At 35.4% G+C, this 20626-nt stretch carries 12 protein-coding genes; 5 read left to right on the plus strand and 7 right to left on the minus strand.

Features of this window, described 5'->3' with window-relative positions; all coding sequences use genetic code 11:
* Positions 1 to 89 precede the first annotated feature (89 nt).
* From pyrH to asnS, 5 genes are all read left to right on the plus strand, one after another.
* On the plus strand, positions 90 to 797 hold the full coding sequence (pyrH, locus tag GWK08_RS04650) for a UMP kinase (protein ID WP_163605729.1): 708 nt from the start codon (positions 90 to 92) through the stop codon (positions 795 to 797).
* A gap of 61 nt (positions 798 to 858) precedes the next feature.
* A complete protein-coding gene (gene frr, locus GWK08_RS04655) occupies positions 859 to 1413 on the plus strand; it encodes a ribosome recycling factor (protein ID WP_163605730.1) in 555 nt (184 codons plus the stop codon).
* 94 nt (positions 1414 to 1507) lie between these two features.
* The gene (locus GWK08_RS04660) at positions 1508 to 4027 is read left to right on the plus strand and encodes a DUF5686 family protein (protein WP_163605731.1); all 2520 of its coding nucleotides are present in this window, start codon (positions 1508 to 1510) and stop codon (positions 4025 to 4027) included.
* A gap of 45 nt (positions 4028 to 4072) precedes the next feature.
* The gene (locus GWK08_RS04665; protein ID WP_163605732.1) at positions 4073 to 6487 is read left to right on the plus strand and encodes an efflux RND transporter permease subunit; all 2415 of its coding nucleotides are present in this window, start codon (positions 4073 to 4075) and stop codon (positions 6485 to 6487) included.
* A gap of 386 nt (positions 6488 to 6873) precedes the next feature.
* Positions 6874 to 8307 carry an asparagine--tRNA ligase gene (gene asnS / locus GWK08_RS04670; RefSeq protein WP_163605733.1) on the plus strand — a complete coding sequence of 478 codons (1434 nt, stop codon included), beginning with the start codon at positions 6874 to 6876 and terminating at the stop codon, positions 8305 to 8307.
* 46 nt (positions 8308 to 8353) lie between these two features.
* On the opposite strand, the gene GWK08_RS04675 is transcribed toward asnS, so the two are convergent.
* From GWK08_RS04675 to GWK08_RS04705, 7 genes are all read right to left on the minus strand, one after another.
* Positions 8354 to 10069 (minus strand): helix-turn-helix domain-containing protein, encoded by a 1716-nt coding sequence (locus GWK08_RS04675; protein ID WP_163605734.1) that lies wholly within the window; start codon positions 10067 to 10069, stop codon positions 8354 to 8356.
* A gap of 56 nt (positions 10070 to 10125) precedes the next feature.
* Positions 10126 to 11754 (minus strand): helix-turn-helix domain-containing protein, encoded by a 1629-nt coding sequence (locus tag GWK08_RS04680; protein WP_163605735.1) that lies wholly within the window; start codon positions 11752 to 11754, stop codon positions 10126 to 10128.
* A 56-nt stretch (positions 11755 to 11810) separates the two neighbouring features.
* Entirely contained in the window at positions 11811 to 13529 is a 1719-nt protein-coding gene (locus GWK08_RS04685; protein WP_163605736.1) for a helix-turn-helix domain-containing protein, read from the minus strand.
* A 42-nt stretch (positions 13530 to 13571) separates the two neighbouring features.
* The gene (locus tag GWK08_RS04690; protein ID WP_163605737.1) at positions 13572 to 15284 is read right to left on the minus strand and encodes a helix-turn-helix domain-containing protein; all 1713 of its coding nucleotides are present in this window, start codon (positions 15282 to 15284) and stop codon (positions 13572 to 13574) included.
* A gap of 2 nt (positions 15285 to 15286) precedes the next feature.
* Entirely contained in the window at positions 15287 to 16990 is a 1704-nt protein-coding gene (locus GWK08_RS04695; protein WP_163605738.1) for a helix-turn-helix transcriptional regulator, read from the minus strand.
* 65 nt (positions 16991 to 17055) lie between these two features.
* The gene (locus GWK08_RS04700) at positions 17056 to 18786 is read right to left on the minus strand and encodes a helix-turn-helix domain-containing protein (protein WP_163605739.1); all 1731 of its coding nucleotides are present in this window, start codon (positions 18784 to 18786) and stop codon (positions 17056 to 17058) included.
* Positions 18787 to 20496, minus strand: a complete 1710-nt coding sequence (locus GWK08_RS04705) for a helix-turn-helix domain-containing protein (RefSeq protein ID WP_163605740.1) — start codon at positions 20494 to 20496, stop codon at positions 18787 to 18789.
* Positions 20497 to 20626: the final 130 nt, after the last annotated feature.

Below are 20626 nucleotides of genomic sequence, written 5' to 3' on the forward strand. Positions count from 1 at the left end.
TTCCGCAAATACAACTCGTAATTTATTTTCGCTATTTTTGCAGCAGTCTAATCAAAATTTATTCAAAATTCAATTACCATTTCATAAGTATGCAGTATAAAAGAATCCTTTTAAAGTTAAGTGGAGAAGCTCTTATGGGGGATCGTCAATACGGGATCGACCCTAAACGCCTTGCCGAATATGCAGAGGAAATAAAGAAAGTAGTGAGCATGGGTGTAGAAGTAGCTATTGTGATCGGAGGAGGAAACATTTTCAGAGGAGTTGCGGGAGCGAGTAATGGAATGGACAGGGTTCAGGGAGACCATATGGGAATGCTGGCCACCGTAATTAACGGCCTGGCGCTTCAAAGTGCTCTCGAAGATGAAGGAGTCCAGACACGTTTACAATCGGCAATCAAAATAAATGAGGTAGCGGAACCGTTTATCAGACGAAGGGCTATTCGCCACCTGGAGAAAAAGAGAGTGGTTATTTTCGGAGGTGGAACCGGGAATCCTTATTTCACAACCGATTCTGCCGCTGTTCTAAGAGCCATAGAAATAGATGCCGATGTTATTCTGAAGGGAACACGTGTAGACGGTATATACACTTCAGACCCTGAAAAAGACAAGGATGCCACCAAATTTGAACATATCTCTTTTGAAGATGTACTGAAAAAAGGTTTAAAGGTGATGGATACCACTGCCTTTACACTGAGTCAGGAAAATGAACTGCCTATTATTGTGTTTGACATGAATAAGGAAGGAAACCTTTTAAAAGTGGTTTCCGGAGAAAAAATAGGAACCAAAGTAAATCTTTAATCCCGCCTTCTTTCATTAAAATGGCGTGATTTTTGAAAAGTTATTTAAAAAAGTTTAGATCATGAATGAAGAAATCGATTTTATTCTGGACAGTGCCAAAGAATCCATGCAAGGCGCCATCAGTCACCTGGAAAAAGAATTGGTAAATATCAGGGCCGGAAAAGCAAGTCCGGTAATGGTAAGTACCGTTTTCGTAGATTATTACGGTTCTCAGACTCCCCTGAGTCAGGTAGCCAATATAAATACTCCCGATGCCAGAACTATTTCTATTCAGCCATGGGAAAAATCGATGTTACAGGAAATTGAAAGAGCGATCATGGTAGCCAACCTCGGTTTTAATCCTATGAACAACGGAGAAATGGTCATTATAAACGTACCGCCATTAACCGAAGAACGAAGAAGAGATCTGGTAAAGCAGGCCAAAGGCGAAGCCGAAGATGCTAAAGTAAGTATCAGGAATGCGCGTCAGGATGCCAATAAAGAAATTAAAAAACTGGACATTTCGGAAGATCTGACTAAAAACACCGAATTGGATATCCAGGAACTGACAGACACTTATATCAAGAAAGTAGATGATATTCTGGCTGTTAAGGAAACAGAAATCATGACCGTTTAGTTAAACTTAGTATAAATTTAAAAGCGACTTCCTCCAAGTCGCTTTATTTTTTGTAACATTATCCGACCTATTTCGTTTCAAGAATAAAACACTGATGAGAATATATCTGTTCCTCCTCCTTTTTACTCCCCTCCTATCATTTTCCCAAAAACCTGTTTCAGGAGTTGTTATCGACAGCAAAACAGAGAAACCGCTACCTTTTGCCAATGTTATAACAGGTAAATACGAAGGAACAATTACCGATATAGACGGGAAATTCGAGATCCCGAATACAAAAGGTGTAAGCAGCATTACCGTAAGCTATATTGGTTATATCAGTAAAACGATCAATATCAATCCCAATCAGAAATTCTACACCATCAAAATGGAAGAGAATGTAGAGCAGCTTAATGAAGTTGTTCTGGTGGGAGGCGAAAATCCAGCATTGGCTATTATCCGGAATGCCATTAAGAGCAGAAAACTCAATAATCCCGAAAAAGCGCTTAACAGCTTTAAGTTCAACGCCTATAACAAATTAGTGGTTACCGCCAATCCCGATTCTATTAACGGGGCTTTGGACAGTATCTATGTTAAAAAAGACGGAAAACTGAAGTTTACGCAAATAGATTCTTCCAACTATAAACTGAAGAAAGATCTGGAGCGCTCTCATTTTTACATCAGTGAAAAGGTATCGGAATACGCATTTACAAAATCCAAAGGTAAAAGGGAAACCATTCTTGCTACCCGAATGGCCGGTTTTCAGGAACCGATTTACGAGATCTTATCTCTCCAGATACAGTCTTTTTCCTTTTACAACAATATCTATACGGTTTTCGGGACAGATTATGTAAACCCTATTGCCAGTAATGCACTGCGGACCTATGATTATAAGATCCTGGACACCATCAATAAAAATACACGCCCTGCCTATATGATCTATTATTTCCCGAAGAAAAAAGGAAAAGTAGCAGGTCTGGAAGGGGTGCTTTATATAGACACGGAATCCTACGCCCTTCAAAAAGCTATCGCCCAGCTCAAAGCGGTAATCGAAGTAAAGGCAACACAGACCTTTAACTACAGGCAAAATGAAAAAGTATGGTTTCCGGTAGAAAAAGAGATCAAGATCTCCAAAGGTGAGACCGACGATAATATTTCCCTCTTTGGGATCACCATTAATGTGGACCAGTCGGAAGAAGAAACCCGGGATTCTACACGGGTACATACCAACGGACGGGATGGTTCAGAGCTTCTACACCTTATTTCACGGGAAAAGAATTTCGACATCGAACTGAACCAACCTGTAACCATTAAAGGGCGCGGGCTGGCAGTAGACCTGGTAGATAATGCAAACCGAAGGGATGAGGATTTCTGGAACAAGTACAGGACAGAGGATATTAGCGAAAGGGGAAGAGAAACTTATCATATCCTCGACAGTATTGTGGAAGAGGAAAAGATCGAAAAGAAAATAGGGATCGCCAAGAAGGTAATTGACGGATATTTCCCGACCAAGTATGTTGATTTTGATCTTCGCTATTTGATCAAATACAATAATTTTGAAGGTTTTAAACCCGGGATAGGCGCTATTACGAATGACAGGTTCTCCACTAAATACAGGTTAACCGGTTATGGGATCTACGGTTTTGGTGACCGGGATTTTAAATACGGACTGGGAGCAGCTGCGCGACTCAACCGATTCACCAGCACATGGGTAGGAGCTGCCTATTCGGATGATCTGGTAGAAACAGGAAGTTCTGCCTTTAATACAGACGGAAGGGCCTTTTATGTTTTTGAACCGCGTTTATTTAATCTGACGTTGTTCCATAAAACCAAAAAGATCAGTGCCTACCTTGAGCACGATGTCACTTCAAAATTACAAACAAGGCTTCAGTTCAATAAAAGTGATATTGATCCAACCTTTGATTATACTTTTCTGAGTAACGGAAATGCATTTACCGATTTTGAGCTCTCCACTGCACAAATCTCATTTCAATGGAGTCCGTTTAATGAATATATCCTGACTCCCAAGGGGAAGAAGCTATCCAAAAGAGGTTTCCCGCAGTTTACCTTTCAGGCTACACAAAGTTTTGATAATGTACTGGGCGGTGATTTTAATTTCACTAAACTCGATTTCCGGTTTATACACGAGATCGCCCCGGTAAACAAGGCTACTACCAGTTTCCTGATCAGAGCCGGGATAGGTTTTGGTGATATTCCTTTAACCCATTTGTATCACGCTTCTCCGAACAACCCGGATAACGATGCTATATTAAAACGTTTTTCTGTGGCCGATACCAATAGTTTTGAAACCATGTTCTTTAATGAGTTCTTTTCAGACCGTTATGCCTCTTTTCAGGTAAGACATAGTCTGAGGCGATTTAAAATTTCACAGCGTTTCCGACCGGAGCTGGTATTGGTATCCCGTTTTGCTATCGGAGATATTTCAGATCAGGACAGGCACCAAACTTTTGAGTTCGAATCCCTGGATCAGGGTTTTTATGAAAGTGGCTTCGAACTCAACAAACTTTTTAAGGGATTCGGTCTCAGTTTCTTCTACAGATACGGACCATATAGTCTGCCCAGGTTCGACAACAACATTTCTTTTAAATTTACCTTTAATTTTGATTTAGGTTTTTAGGTAGCCTCAACAGCATTTTCTACCTTTGCGATGAAATTTTAATGCATGGCTACTTGGTTTAATACGGGCTTCTGGGCAAGTGTAGCTCGAATCATCTTAAGAAACAGAATTTTTATCCTCCTAATCCTTGCAGGTATTACCGTTTTCCTGGGAATGCAGTGGAAAAATATGCGCTTCACTTATACGGAAGCCAACCTGCTACCCGACGAACATCCTGTGAACCTGGAATACAATAAATTCCTGGAGATCTTCGGAGAAGAAGGAAACCTGATCGTTCTTGCGGTAAAGGACAGCAATCTCTTTCAGCCTGAAAAATTTAAATTGTGGAACAAGCTGAGTAAACAGCTAAATGCATTTCCCGAAGTAGACCTTGTAATTTCTACAGAAAACCTTCAAACACTTGTAAAGGACACCGAAAAAGAAGAGTTTAAACTGGAGCCTTTTTTAAAAGAGGAACCTACTTCCACCGAGCAGATCGATCTGTTGAAGAGCAAGCTCTTTAATAAACTTCCTTTTTATGAAGGCCTGCTTTTTAACAAAGAAACACAAACCATACGGATAGCTGTTTATCTGGATAAGGATATTGTAAACACTTCCGTAAGGAAAGATTTTATATTTAACGATTTCAACCCTCTGATCAAGGACTTTGAGGAGGAAAGCGGATTGGATGCCCGGGTTTCGGGTATGCCCTATATCAGGACGTTGAACTCACAGAATATCGTAGACGAGATAAGTATTTTTATCGGGGCGGCAATGGCCATCACATCCCTGATATTCTTTTTCTTTTTCAGGTCTTTCAGAGCTACTCTTATTTCCATGATCGTGGTAACCATCGGGGTAATGTGGGCCTTCGGTATTCTGGGCCTTCTGCATTATGAGATTACCGTTCTAACCGCACTTATCCCGCCTTTGATCATCGTGATCGGAATACCCAACTGTATTTTCCTGATCAATAAGTATCAGCAGGAAGTAAAGAAACACGGAAACCAGGCCAAATCGCTGCAAAGGGTTATTTCCAAGATCGGAAATGCCACCCTTATGACCAATGCCACAACGGCAGCAGGTTTTGCCACTTTTATTGTAACCGAAAGTAAACTCCTGAAAGAATTCGGGATCGTAGCATCTATTAATATTCTGGTGATCTTTATCCTTTCTCTTCTGATCATCCCTATCGTTTACAGTTTTATGTCCCTTCCGAAACACAAACACCTAAAGCACCTCAACAAAAGGTGGATCGAAGGTTTTGTAAACTGGATGGAAAAGACGGTAAGGAATTACAGGATCTCGGTTTATGTAGTTTCTCTGTGTTTGCTTATTGCGAGTATTATCGGGATCTACCAGATACGGATTTCAGGAAGTCTGATTGAAGATATGCCTAAAAAAGCAGCCTTCTTTAAAGATATCCGGTTCTTTGAAGAGGAATTCGACGGAATTATGCCCCTGGAAATCATGGTAGACACCAAAAGGAGGAACGGGGTAATGAAACTCTCCACTTTAAGGAGGATGCAGGATGTGGAAAATGTGATCAGTGAAACCCCGGAACTTTCAGATCCGATCTCTGTGGTTAATCTGGTAAAATATTCCAAGCAGGCTTACTATAACGGAAATCCCGATTTTTATCAATTACCGAATACTCAGGAAAACAGCTTTCTTCTGGCTTACGCCAAGAAATCCTCATCCAGCGCAGGCTTGCTAAAATCTTTTGTCGATTCTACCGGACAGACCGCCAGGATCACCACTTTTATGAAAGATATAGGTACCGATAAAATGGAGCGTATAGAAGAAACGCTCTGGAATAAGATCAATAAGGTACTTCCACCGGACCGTTATGATGTTTCCATGACCGGAAAGGCCTTTTTATTTACGAAAGGAACCAAATATCTGGTGAGAAACCTTGTTATTTCACTGGCACTGGCAGTCTTTCTTATATCTTTATTTATGGCCTATATGTTCAGGTCCTTTAAAATGATCATCATCTCCCTTATTCCGAACCTTTTACCGCTTCTGGTAACCGCTGGAATGATGGGATTCATCGGTATTCCAATAAAACCTTCTACTATCCTTGTGTTTAGTATTGCATTCGGGATCTCGGTAGATGACACCATTCACTTCCTGGCCAAATACCGGCAGGAACTGACCGAAAACAAATGGAAGATCCGAAAATCTGTGTATGCTGCCCTGAGAGAGACCGGGGTAAGTATGTTCTACACCTCTATTGTTCTCTTTTTCGGTTTCTCGGTATTTATGATCTCTAGCTTCGGAGGAACGGTTGCCCTTGGTGGACTCGTTTCAGCCACGCTGCTCTTCGCTATGCTGGCCAATCTTATTTTATTGCCATCCTTATTACTATCCCTGGAAAGGAATATTGCCAATAAGGCAGTATTAAAAGAACCGAACTTCAACATCCTCGAAGGAGAGGTGGAAGAAGAAAAGAAGGAGAAAGAGAAGGTTAGCGATTAGCAATTAGTTGTTGGTTGCTGGTTGATAGTTGTTAGCGGTTAACAGGAATCTTATAATCAATACTGCTACTGTTTCCATAATTTATGTAAAGCTTAATTCTCGGGGTCCAAAAAAAAGAAAAGCCTGCCGGAAATAACAATCTCCTGGGCAGGCCTTTAAGGTTCCCCCAAACCTACGACTTTAATTTTTTTAAAAAGTCAAGTAATTTATTGATTAATAGCACTTCAAAGCTATAAAAACAGTAAATCCAAAAGAAGGGGGATTTTCCCCTATTTTTTGTAAGCAGGATTTTGTAATAGCTTTTTTGCATAAGAAGCTTTCATTTTATTAGCACTATTTTATCTCAAAGGACTATCTTTGCAGCTTATTTATAAATACGTAACAAAATGTCAGAATTCAACGTTAAGGAACTGCTTTCCGATGGGAAGGTTTTACAGGAAGTGATTGTAAAAGGTTGGGTAAGAACATTCAGAAGCAATCGCTTTATTGCTTTGAATGACGGATCCACTCTTCACAATATTCAGTGTGTGGTTGATTTTGAGAATTTTGACGAGCAAACTTTAAAAAGGATCACTACCGGTGCCTCCCTGGAAATAAAGGGAACCCTTGTAGAAAGCCAAGGAAAAGGGCAAAAAGTAGAGATACAGGTGAGTCAGCTGGAGATACTGGGGGATTCCGATCCGGAAGAATACCCGATCCAGCCTAAAAAACACTCCCTGGAGTTTTTGAGAGAGAAAGCGCATTTAAGACTGCGTACCAATACTTTCGGAGCGGTAATGCGTGTGCGTTCTGTTTTGTCTTATGCCGTTCATAAATATTTTCAGGAAAATGGCTTTGTGTATGCCAACACTCCTATCATTACCGGTTCTGATGCCGAGGGTGCAGGAGAAATGTTTCGCGTTAGTACATTAGATCCGAAAAACACTCCGCTAACAGAAGAAGGAGAGGTAGATTACGGTGCAGACTTCTTTGGTAAGGAAACCAATCTAACGGTTTCCGGACAGTTGGAAGCTGAGACTTTTGCTATGTCGCTGGGAAAAACCTATACTTTCGGACCTACTTTCAGGGCTGAGAATTCAAATACTTCCAGACACCTGGCTGAGTTCTGGATGATCGAACCCGAGGTGGCCTTCCTGGACCTTAACGGGAATATGGATCTTGCCGAGGATTTTATCAAGTCGGTTTTAAAGCATGTACTGGAGCACTGTCAGGACGATCTGGCCTTCCTGGAAAAGCGATTGCTGGATGAAGAAAAGACCAAGCCTCAGAACGAACGCAGTGAAATGTCGCTTATCGAGAAACTGCGATTTGTAGTAGACAATCAGTTTAAGAGAGTAAGTTATACGGAAGCGATTGATATATTAAAACAGTCCAAACCAAACAAGAAAAAGAAGTTCCAGTATGTTATAGAAGACTGGGGTGCTGACCTTCAGAGTGAGCACGAGCGTTATCTTGTGGAAAAACACTTTAAATGCCCGGTAATCCTCTTTGATTATCCGGCAGATATCAAGGCGTTCTATATGCGATTAAATGAGGATGAAAAAACGGTTCGGGCTATGGATATCCTTTTCCCTGGTATCGGAGAGATCGTAGGAGGTTCTCAGCGTGAAGAGCGTTATGATGTACTTCTGAAAAAGATCCAGGAACTGGATATAGATGAAGAAGAACTGTGGTGGTATCTGGACCTGAGAAAATTCGGAACAGCGGTACACAGTGGTTTCGGACTTGGTTTTGAGCGCCTGGTGCAGTTTACTACAGGAATGACGAACATACGTGATGTAATTCCATTTCCGAGAACACCTCAGAGTGCGGAGTTTTAAGAAAACATATTTTATAAAGAAGGGCCATCTGAAAAGGATGGTTTTTTTATTTTATAGACAAACCTTTCTCCAACTGCTTGATAAAATACGAAGGATAAATACCTGTGCGCTTAAAGAAAGCTTTTGAAAAAGATTCCGTACTGTTAAAGCCCACTTCTTCGGCTATCCCTTTTACAGAATACAAACGGAATTGCTTATTGGTTTTTAACTGCTCTACCGTATAATCTATACGTAAGTCATTAATATAATTACTGAAATTCTTTTGTTCGTAGTGGTTGATGACTTTGGACAAATAATTGGAATTGGTATGTAGTTTTTTAGATAAACTGTTTAAGGAAATGGATGGATCCAGGAATTCGTTTTGTTGCTCAAAAGCATTTAACCCACCAATAATCTTTTTAATAAGTTCTTCCGATATGTCCTTTATCCCCTGCTCCTCGGTTTTGGTTTTTACATCAATTATTTTATCCCCCTGCTCAGTTCCCTGCATCAGGTAACCGAATTTCTTTTTATAGATATGTTGTTTTCGGTAATAGTAAAGAAACAAACTACCCGAAAGCAGGAATAGCAAACTCAAAATTACTATCCCATTATTACTTTGTGTTTTTTTTGTTTGCAGACTTCTTATCAATTTATCCTTCTCGGCAGTCAATTGAGGGATATCGTATTCTTTAGTAATATTGGAACTCAGGTAAATAAAATTGGCATCCAGAATGCTATCTGCTGCCAGGAGTTTATCTATATATTTTAACTGGTTTTCTGTATCTCCTTTTTCTTTATAATAATCAATAAATGCCTGATAGACTTCCGGTAATTCACGAACAGGATCTTTATGGATTTCATATATAGAATCCAGTTTCTTGAAATGGGATATAGCTTCTTCTTTATTGTTCAAATCTCTGGCAATTCTTCCTTTATACAAATAGTAATTTATTCTGGAATTCTGACCGTCATCATTAAAAAATGCTTTGTCTAAACTATCTACGGCGGCTTTATGATTACCCTTGTAGTACTCATTATAACCACTTAAACTTACAAATTTGTAATATTCAAATGTATCCTTCAACTTTAAACTCTCACTTATTCCTTTTACAATATATGCAGTGGCTGAATCGATATTTCTAAGGTTAATATAATTAGAAGATATATTTCCTAATGTGATCAAATAATACGTATGATCTTTATTATCATATGGGATATTTTTAGGGTCCTCTAAAGATTTTAAGAGTTTTTTATATCGAAGAATAGTATCTTTATGGTCGCCCAAAAAGGATTTTAAAGCTGCTATTGAATTTTCAATTAATAGTAGTCTGGCAGAATCATCATTTTCAACAGCATAGTCAATAGCAATTAGCAAATTCTTAAGTGATTCTCTGTAATATCCTAGCTGATATTGGCGAACCCCTTTAATATAGAAAGCATCTCCTGGATATGAATTGTGTTTAATCTCTCTTGTTAGAGAAATTATACTATCAGCATACTGAATTCCAATCTTCGGGTTTGAAATAGCACCAAGCTGAGTATATGCATTTGCTATTCGTATAGTGTCATTGTTTTCTTTTCCTTTCTCCAAATAAGCTTGTGCAAAAACAACCGCTTTAGAAGAATCGCTTTCAAATTTTAAATAGGCTGCATAAATCTCTGTATAGTTTAACTTCTTAAGAGAATCTATAATTCCTTGTTGGCTTCTTTCCTGAGAAAACAAAGGAGAGTTATCAAAAAGAAAAAGAATTAAAAAAACGGGGGTAATACGAAAACGCATAATATGTGTTTTGGAATTAGTCGGGAATAAGATATTTTACTTTAAGAAATTTTATTTCAGGCCTGTTGTTTTCTCAATTGCCTGATAAAATATGAAGGGTAAATCCCGGTACGTTTAAAGAAGGCTTTTGAAAAAGATTCGGTACTGTTAAAACCCACCTCTTCGGCTATTCCTTTTACCGAATATAAACGGAATTGCTTGTTGGTCTTTAGTTGCTCTACTGTATAATCTATACGTAAGTCATTAATATAATTACTGAAGTTCTTTTGTTCGTAGTGGTTGATGACTTTGGACAAATAATTGGAATTCGTATGTAGCTTTTTGGATAAGCTGTTTAATGTAATGGATGGATCAAGGAATTCATTCTTTTGTTCAAAGGCTTTTAACCCATCGACGATCCTTCTAATGAGTTCTTCCGATATACCATTTATCCTCTGATTCGCCGATTTGGCTTTTGCATCCGCTATTTTACCTTCCTGCATCAGGTAACCGAATTTCCTTTTATAGATACGTTGTTTTCGATAATAGTAAAAGAATAATCCTCCGAACAGCAGGAACAGTAAACTCAAAATTACTATCCCATTATTACTTTGTGCTTTTTTCGTTTGCAAACTTCTTATCAATTCATCTTTCTCCGCAGTCAATTGAGGGATATCGTATTCTTTAGCAATATTGGTATTCAGGTAATTAAAATTAGCGTCTATTACACTATCTGCTGTAAGGAGCTTATCTATATATTTTAACTGGCTTTGGGTATCTCCCTTTTCTCTGTAGTAATTAACAAAAGTCCAGTAAACTTCCGGTAACTCCCGTACCGGGTCTTGATGTAACTCATAAATGGAATCTAATCTCTCAAAATTAACAATTGCATTTTCAATATCACCGGTATTCCTGGCTATTCTTCCTTTGTACAAATAGTAGTTTATTCTGGAGTTTTGATCTTCATCGAACGGAAAAGCTTTATCCAAACTATCGTTTGCCTTATCATATTCTTTTTTTAAATACATCCCAACCCCACTATTAGCTACGAAATCATAATAACTAAGAGTGTCCTTAAATTCTAAACTTTTTAAAATTCCTTTGTTGATAATCGTTAATGCAGAATCAGGCTCATTTAATGACAAATAATTTAAAGATAAATTATTTAATGTTCTAAGGTAATCTTCTTTATAATCATCAGTATCATTCCTTTTTTGAATTATGTCTAATATCTCTTTTGAAATTGCCAGGCTTTCCAAAAAATTACCTGAAATACTCTTTAATTGGCCTATAGCTTCCTTAACAGTTAACAATTGCTTTTCATTGTTGTTTATATCAGCATACTTTTGTGCAATTAAAAGGTTTTCTAATGATGCACTATAGTTTCCCAGGTAATATAGCAGAGTTCCCTTGAGAAGATAACCATCTCCCGGATACAGCTTATGTTTAATTTTACCAGTTAAATTAATTATACTGTCAGCATATCGAACTCCAATATCAAAATCTAATAACAAGATAAATTGGGTATATGCATTTGCTATTCTTATAGTATCATTCTCTTCTTTTCCTTTTTCCAGGTAGGCTTGAGAGTAGATAATAGCTATCGAAGGCTTATTTTCAAATTTTAATTGAGAGCTATAAATTTCCTTATAACTCAGTTTTTTGAGAGAATCAAGAATTTTATCTTTTCTTTTATTCTGTGCCAAGCATATTTGACTGAAAACAAGAAAAACGCAAATGAATTTGCAAAACTTTACAATACTCATTTTGTAATGATTTGTTTCTCTAATTCCTTTACAAAATATGAAGGGTAAATACCGGTTCGTTTATAAAAAGCTTTAGAAAAGGATTCTGCATTATTAAAGCCTATTTCTTCTGCTATTCCCTTTATAGAGTACAAACGAAATTGCCTGTTGGTCTTTAATTGTTCTACTGTATAATCTATTCTCAGGTCGTTAATGTAATTACTGAAGTTTTTCTGTTCGTAGTGATTTATAATTTTGGATAAATAATTGGAATTGGTATGTAGCTTTTTGGACATACTGTTTAAGGTAAGTGAAGGGTCCAGGAATTTATTTTGCTGCTCAAAATCCCTAAGTCTATCTATTATCTTTTTAATGATCTCTTCAGATATACCTGTTATACCTAGCGGCTTGGTTTTAACCTCATCCGAAACAAAGGTTTTCACGCCACTCTTTTGGTCATTCATCAGATAACCAAATTTTCTCTTAAAAGCTCGCTGTTTCCGGTAATAATAATAAAACAAGCTACCGGAAACAAGGAGTAAAACACCCAAAACACCTATTTTAATATAATTTTGCTCTTTCTCTTTTTCTAATCTGCCGATCAAAGTTTCTTTTTGAGAAACAATTTGTGGAATATCGTATTTCTTCGTAATATTAGTGCTTAAATAAGTAAAGTTAGCATCCAGAATACTATCTACGGTTAAGAGTTTGTCTACGTATTTTAATTGATTTTCAACATCCCCTTTTTCTTTATAATAATTAATAAAGGTTTGGTACACTTCAGTTAGCTCACGAACAGGATCTTTATAAACTTCATATATAGAATCCAATTTCTGAAAATGAGATATCGCTTCTTCTATATTGTTCAGATCTTTGGCTATTCTTCCTTTATACAGGTAGTGATTGATCCTGGAATTTTGATCAGCCATAACCAAAAAAGCCTTATTTAGACTATCCAAAGCAGCTTTATAATTTCCTTTATAATATTCATTATAGCCACTGGTACTCACAAAATCATAATATCTCAGGGAATCCTCTAACGCTATGCTTTCCAATATTCCTTTTTTGATATAAATATCCGCAGAATCCAGTTTTTTTAATTGAATAAAAGAAGAAGATAAATTAGATATCGCCGCAAGATAATTTACTCTGTCCTTTATCTTATAATCCGTCTGAGATTCAATAAACTCAAGATCTTCCAAGTGTAATTGATGAGCTTCTTCATAAAAACCGCATACTGTTCTAAGTGAAGCCAAATTATGCTTTATTTCCCGTTGGATTTTTAAATTCTCATTTTTAACGGCGAATTCATATGCTTTTAAATAAAAATCCAATGCTTTGTTATAAGCTCCGAAATAATAGGCCCAATATCCCTTATTAGCATATCCTACTGCCGGGTATCTTTCATTTTGTTTATTTCTCGTAACCAATATAATACTATCGGCATACTGTTGTTCTTTTTCAGGATCTGAAATACGCCCCAACCAATGAAATCCTGCAGCTATTTTTAAAGAATCATTGTTTTTTTTGGCTTTATATAAATATGCGGTGATATAATCATGAGCCTTAGTGGCATCCTCATATCTAAAATAATGGTATTTTTCCAAAAGTTCTTCATAACCCTTGGCCAACAAAGAGTCTGATGCTTTATTCTGGATTTTAATCTGGCTAAAGCCAATATTTACTATTAAAAAACACAGGCAAACCAGTATGTTTCCAACGCGTTTCATCTTCATTTAAATTCAATCGTTAAATATAGTCTTTTTCACAAATTACCATCATCCTTTCATTAATTGCTTTATAAAATAAGAAGGATAGATCCCGGTACGTTTAAAGAAGGCTTTTGAAAAAGACTCCGTACTCTTAAAGCCCACTTCTTCGGCTATTCCCTTTACAGAGTATAAACGGAATTGTTTGTTAGCTTTAAACTGCTCTACGGTATAATCTATTCGTAAACCATTAATATAATTGCTAAAGTTTTTCTGTTCGTAGTAGTTTATTACTTTGGATAAATAATTGGAATTCGTATGTAGCTTTTTGGATAAGCTGTTTAAAGTAATGGATGGGTCCAGGAATTCATTCTTTTGTTCAAAGGCATTTAACCCACCTATAATCTTTTTAATGAGTTCTTCAGATATTCCTTTTATTCCTTCGTCCTCAACTTTTATTTTTGTTTCGGTCAACTGAAAACTTTTAGCCTCTTTCCTTGATTCCTGCATCAGGTAACCAAATTTCTTTTTATACATACGCTGTTTTCGATAATAGTAAAAGAATAATCCTCCGAATAGCAGGAACAAAAAACTCAGGATTATTATCCCATTCTTACTTCGTGTTTTTTTCCTTTGCAAACTTCTTATCAACTTATCCTTCTCAGCGGTCAGTTGCGGAATATCATATTCTTTGGTGATATTGGTATTCAAGTAGTAAAAATTGGCATCCAGAACACTGTCTGCTGCAATCAATTTGTCCAAATATTTTAACTGGTTTTCCGTATCTCCTTTTTCTTTATAATAATTAATAAAGGTCTTGTACACTTCCGGTAACTCGCGAACAGGATCTTTATAAACTTCATATATAGAATCCAGTTTTTCGAAATGGGATATTGCCTCTTCTACATTGTTCAGATCTCTGGCTATTTTTCCTTTATATAAGTAATAATTAATTCTCGCATTTTGATCATCATCAAATGGAAAAGCTTTATCCAGGCTATCCGAAGCTGCCCTATAATTTCCTTTAAAATATTCATTATACCCACTTGAAGAGACAAAACTGTAATAACTTAAAGTATCATTCAATTTCAAACTTTCTTTAATTCCTCTTTTGAGAAAAATGTCTGCTGAATCCAATTTACTCAACTTGATATAACTCAACGAAATGTTTAATAACGTACCAATATAATCTGTGTTTTCATCGATCTCACTCGCTTTTTCTATATCACTAACTTTCCATCTCCCTACATCTTTTAATTCTTGTTTATGTATATCTAACGCTTCCTGGTCTTTCCCCATTTTACTTTTTAATGCAGCAATTGCACCGCGAATACTAAAAAACAGATATAAGTTATTATTATTTTCTGCATACTCCCTTGCTATTAAAAAGTCATTTAATGCAGCTTCATAACTTCCGGTATTATAAAGAAAAACTCCTCTTGAATGAAAAGCAATGGCAGGATAAACCGGGTGATCTTTAATATTTTTTGTTATCAGGATTATACTGTCCGCATATTTCTTTTCTACATAATCATTTGTCAACATATTAAACCATTGGTACCCCCTTGCAATTTTAATAGTATCCCTGGCCTTTTTTGCTTTGTATAAATATGTATTAGCATATTTTGCACATTTTATAGAATCCGGAAAGGCTTCCCAATATCCCTCTCTTAGTTCCTTATAATTTTTATTTAACAATGAATCCTGGATCTCCTGACCATAAAAAGAATGGTTTGAAAAAACAAAAACAATAATGAATATTAATTTTTTTAAAAATATCATCCTTAGATTGATTCTTTTTCTAATCGTTTAATAAAATACGAAGGATGGATCCCGGTACGTTTAAAGAAGGCTTTTGAAAAAGACTCCGTACTGTTAAAGCCTACTTCTTCTGCTATTCCTTTTACAGAATATAAACGAAACTGTTTGTTTGTTTTAAGCTGCTCCACGGCATAATCTATTCGTAAGTCATTAATATAATTGCTAAAGTTTTTCTGCTCATAGTGGTTGATGACTTTAGATAAACAATTGGAATTGGTATATAGTTTTTTGGATAAGCTGTTTAAAGTAATAGACGGATCAAGGAATTCATTTTGTTGCTCAAAAGCATTTAATCCACCGATGATCTTTTTAATAAGCTCTTCCGATATACCGGTTATTCCCTGATTCTCGGTTTTGGTTTTTGCATCGGTTATTTTACCTCTCTGCCGAGCTCCTTGCATCAGGTAACCAAATCTCCTTTTATAGGTACGTTGTTTTCGGTAGTAGTAAAAGAACAATCCTCCGGAAAGAAGGAGTAATAAACCTAAAACCACGAGGCCTATATTACTTTGCACTTTTTTGTTCTGCAAATGTTCAATTAGTTTATCCTTTTCAGCAACCAATTGGGGTATATCGTACTCCTTGGTAATATTGGTGTTCAGGAAGTTAAAATTAGCATCCAGAACACTATCTGCTGCAATCAATTTGTCCAAATATATTAACTGATTTCCCATGTCTCCTTTTTCTTTATAATAATCAATAAAGGTTCTGTAAACTTCGGGTAACGCACGAATGGGATCTTTATGGATCTCATAAATAGAATCCAGTTTCTTAAAATGAGATATGGCTTCTTCAGTATTATTAAGATCTCTGGCAATCCTTCCTTTATATAAGTAATAATTAATTCTCGCATTTTGATCATCATTATACGGAAAAGCTTTATCCAAACTGTCTATAGCAGCTTTATAATTTCCCTTAAAATATTCATTATAAGCACTTGTACTTATTAACCTATAGTAATTTAAAGTGTCTTTATATCTTATACATTCTACAATCCCTTTATTTATAAAATATTCTGCTGAATCAGTTTTTTTTAAATTGATATAAGTACTTGAAACATTATGCAATGCATCCATATACTCAAAAAAGGTCGAAGAGTTTTTGTTTTTATTTGCCTCTAATAAATAATATATCTTTTTATGGCTTTCTAATGAACTTGCATGCTGGCCAATAACATTTTTAATAGCTGCCATGGATTGTTTCACATAATTGATTTGCCAAGAATTGTTATTTTCCAATGCATAGTTATTTACTATTATTAGATTTTTAAATGAATTAATATAATCTCCAGCGTTATATTGAAGATATGATTTCAAAATATATCCTCTTGCTGGATATGATTTGGTATTTATATTTGACGTAATTAGAAGAACACTATCAGCATATTTCATACCTATCTCAAATTTAGAGATGTCTCCTAATTGCATATACGCATTTGCCGTATGAATTGTATCCTTATCATTTTTTGCTTTCTCTAGATATGCGCTTGAATATAAAAAAGCATTTAAGGTATCATAAATATTATTGTTATATAACAATTTTAGTTCATCATAGGATTTTTGCTTTAGAGAATCTATAATTTCCTGTTGACTTCTTTCCTGAGAAAACGAAAATTTAATAGTAAAAAGAAAAACAATTATAAAAACAGGGGTAATAAAAAAACGCATTATGAAAGTTTTGTAATTATTCAAACATATTCCAATATTATAGATCTTAAAATTTCATCTTAACTCTACTGTTTCTCCAACTGCTTGATAAAATATGAAGGATAAATCCCGGTACGTTTAAAGAAGGCTTTTGAAAAAGATTCCGTACTGTTAAAGCCCACTTCTTCGGCTATTCCCTTTACAGAATACAAACGGAATTGTTTATTGGTCTTTAGCTGCTCCACCGTATAATCTATACGTAAGTCATTAATATAATTGCTGAAGTTCTTTTGTTCATAGTAGTTAATGACTTTGGAAAGGTAGTTGGAGTTTGTCTTCAAATTCTTAGATAGTTTATTTAATGTAATAGTATTATCCAGATACTTTTCTTTTTCCACAAAATCATTTAAACCTTCTAATATAGCAGCAACAACAGTGTCGGAAACACCTATTTTTGTAGACAGTGGTTCTTGTTTTTTCTTCTTATCGATGACCTGTGCATCCCCTTTAAAACTCAATTGAGAATTACTATTCATCAATTTTTCAAAACGCTTTCGGAATTTCCGTTGTCGTATAAAAAGATATACGCTCATCCCGGTAAGCACAACCAAGAAAAATGATAAAATAAGATTTTTATAAATGTTCTTTTCATTCTTCTTCTCCAAATTCCAGATAAGTTTTTCTTTATCCGCTATAAGTTCCGGTGTATCATATTCCTTATATATGTTCTTGCTTAAGTATTTGAAATTGTGATTTAGAATACTGTCTTTTAATATTAATTTATTTACAAATTCCAATTGCTTTTCAGTATTCTTTATTGACTTATAATACCCTATTAGCTTCACATAAACCTCTCTAAATTCCGGTTCCAAATCCGGGATCTTGGTATAAATTGAATCTACATGCAGAAAATAATCGATAGATTTTCTTTTATCCCTTAACTTATCATATGCTTTTCCTAAATAAAAATGTGCAAAGGCCAGGTTACTAATGTCAATCTCATTTTTTGAATTATTCAAAGCTACATTAATACTATCTATCGCAGCTCTATAATTTTGTTTATGGAACTGGTTGACACCTTCTCCCAATACAAAATAATCTCTCATAAGGTTATTTTTAGCCAGAACAGATTCTCTATACCCCATAGCGTTATAATAACTAGCAGAATCCAATTTATTATTTCTCACATAGGTTTCTGCTAAAGAAAATAGAACTCCTAGAAAAATCTCACTTGCCTCTTCTTTATAATTTTTCTCTACATAAAAATCAAAACATTCTTTAAATGCCATTAATGCTTCCTCGTAGTTTCCAATTCTGCTTTGTAATAAGGCAATAGAACGCTTCACGTTATATTTTAATCTAATATTTGTGTATTCAGAAATAGAGTTATATGCTTTTAAATAATTCTGCAATGATTGATCAAAATCACCTTTATTAAAGAAATAATCTCCTTTTAAATGGTATCCAGCTGTAGGGTAAAATTTGTCTTTTACTCTTTCCGTTAGATTTGTAATACTGTCCAAATAACTCAGGCCAAATTCATTATTATCATTTAACCAGTACATAAAATAAAATCCATTGGCAATTTTTATTGTATCATTATCTCTTTTTGCTCTATACTTATAAGCATCAACATAAATCATCGCCTTCTCTGGCATTGAAGAATTTGCATAAAATAAATCTGTCAATTCCTGAGAGCCCATTCCTTTCAAACTATCAGGCTCTATATAACTCTCATGGTTATTTTGAGAAGCTACAGAGTTTGAGAAAACAACAAAAAAGAGAAAGGAAATAACTTTGTTGAGCCTCATCATCATTCAAATTCCGTTTAAATTTTCAAGTTTTTTAATAAAATAAGAAGGATAAATCCCAGTGCGTTTAAAGAAGGCTTTAGAAAAAGACTCCGTACTGTTAAAACCTACTTCTTCCGCTATTCCTTTTACCGAGTACAAACGGAATTGCTTATTGGTCTTTAGCTGTTCTACTGTATAATCTATACGTAAGTCATTAATATAATTGCTAAAGTTCTTTTGTTCGTAGTGGTTGATGACTTTGGATAAATAATTGGAATTCGTATGTAGTTTTTTGGATAAGCTATTTAAGGTAATGGATGGGTCAAGGAATTCATTTTGTTGCTCAAAAGCATTTAACCCACCGATGATCTTTTTAATAAGTTCTTCCGATATACCGGTTATTCCCTGACCCTCGGTTTTGGTTTTTGCACCGGTTATTTCATCCCTCTGCCCAGCTCCCTGCATCAGATAACCGAATTTCCTTTTATAGATACGTTGTTTTCGGTAATAGTAAAAGAATAACCCTCCGGAAAGAAGGAGTAATAAACCTAAAACCACAAGTCCTATATTACTTTGTACTTTTTTGTCCTGCCAATGTTTAATTAGTTTATCCTTTTCAGCAACCAATTGAGGGATATCGTATTCTTTGGTAATATTGGTATTCAGGAAGTTAAAATTAGCATCCAGAACACTATCTGCTGCCAGGAGTTTATCTATATATTTTAATTGGTTTTCCGTATCTCCTTTTTCCTTATAATAATTAATAAAGGTCCTGTAAACTTCGGGTAATGCACGAATGGGATCTTTATGGATTTCATAAATAGAATCCAGTTTCCCAAACTGGGATAAGGCTTCTTCAACATTATTAAGATCTCTGGCAATCCTTCCTTTATACAGGTAGTAGTTTATCCTGGAGTTTTGATCTCTTCTAAATGGAAATGCTTTGTCCAGGCTATCCGAGGCTCCGTCCAAATTACCCTTATAATATTCATTATAACCACTTGTGGCTACAAAATCATAATAACTAAGAGTATCTTTTAATTGAAACCTTTCATCAATAATTCTTTTAATAAAGATATCGGCCGAATCCAGTTTTTTATTTAAAACATATGACAATGATAAATTATACGTATAATTTAAATAATCGTCTTCATACAATTTCTTATAATCCGGCTTCTCTGTTAGTTCTTCTAAAAGTTCTTTGTGGATCAACAATGCTTCACTTTCCCTACCGCCAAAATCTTTAAGTGCTGCAATAGCCAGTTTAATTCTGGTTAACTGTTCAATATTATTATTACCATTTGACAACCTTCTTGCCTCTAAAAAGTTCTCTAAGGCATCCACATAGTTTCCAATGTTGTACAATTGAATAGCCTTACTTATATAACCTTCAGCCGGATAAATTTTATGTTTTATATCTTTTGTAAACATTATAATACTATCCGCATATTTTAAGTTAACATTCAAATCTTCAGAAATGTAGATTAATTGGGTATACGAATCAGCAATTCTTCCAAGATCATTTGTTTCCTTTCCTTTAATTTGATAAGCCAAAGCATATGGTTTTGCCTTGATGGAATCACCAAGGTATTCTTGAAAAGAATTATAAAGTTCTTCATAACTTAACTTCTTCAGAGAATCTATAATTTGCTGCTGGCTTCTTTCCTGAGAAAACGAAAAATTAGTAGTAAAAAGAAAAGCAATTAAAAAAACAGGGGTAATAAAAAAACGCATAGTGAATTCTTGTGTAACTAAAGTATGTGTTTTCACACTAATATACCACAGAAAGTTTGTTAAAAACCCGGATCGAAAAGCAATTTTTTCGCTCCGAAAGGTCTTTTTTTAAAAAAATAAGTCTACACAG

Source organism: Leptobacterium flavescens (genome assembly GCF_010671605.1).
GTDB lineage: Bacteria > Bacteroidota > Bacteroidia > Flavobacteriales > Flavobacteriaceae > Leptobacterium > Leptobacterium flavescens.

Excerpts from the sequence above, each read along its gene's own strand:
- pyrH (WP_163605729.1), top strand. The coding sequence starts at position 90 with ATGCAGTATAAAAGAATCCTTTTAAAGTTAAGTGGAGAAGCTCTTATG.
- frr (WP_163605730.1), top strand. The coding sequence starts at position 859 with ATGAATGAAGAAATCGATTTTATTCTGGACAGTGCCAAAGAATCCATG.
- GWK08_RS04660 (WP_163605731.1), top strand. The coding sequence starts at position 1,508 with ATGAGAATATATCTGTTCCTCCTCCTTTTTACTCCCCTCCTATCATTT.
- GWK08_RS04665 (WP_163605732.1), top strand. The coding sequence starts at position 4,073 with ATGGCTACTTGGTTTAATACGGGCTTCTGGGCAAGTGTAGCTCGAATC.
- asnS (WP_163605733.1), top strand. The coding sequence starts at position 6,874 with ATGTCAGAATTCAACGTTAAGGAACTGCTTTCCGATGGGAAGGTTTTA.
- GWK08_RS04675 (WP_163605734.1), bottom strand. The coding sequence starts at position 10,069 with ATGCGTTTTCGTATTACCCCCGTTTTTTTAATTCTTTTTCTTTTTGAT.
- GWK08_RS04685 (WP_163605736.1), bottom strand. The coding sequence starts at position 13,529 with ATGAAGATGAAACGCGTTGGAAACATACTGGTTTGCCTGTGTTTTTTA.
- GWK08_RS04690 (WP_163605737.1), bottom strand. The coding sequence starts at position 15,284 with ATGATATTTTTAAAAAAATTAATATTCATTATTGTTTTTGTTTTTTCA.
- GWK08_RS04695 (WP_163605738.1), bottom strand. The coding sequence starts at position 16,990 with ATGCGTTTTTTTATTACCCCTGTTTTTATAATTGTTTTTCTTTTTACT.
- GWK08_RS04700 (WP_163605739.1), bottom strand. The coding sequence starts at position 18,786 with ATGATGATGAGGCTCAACAAAGTTATTTCCTTTCTCTTTTTTGTTGTT.
- GWK08_RS04705 (WP_163605740.1), bottom strand. The coding sequence starts at position 20,496 with ATGCGTTTTTTTATTACCCCTGTTTTTTTAATTGCTTTTCTTTTTACT.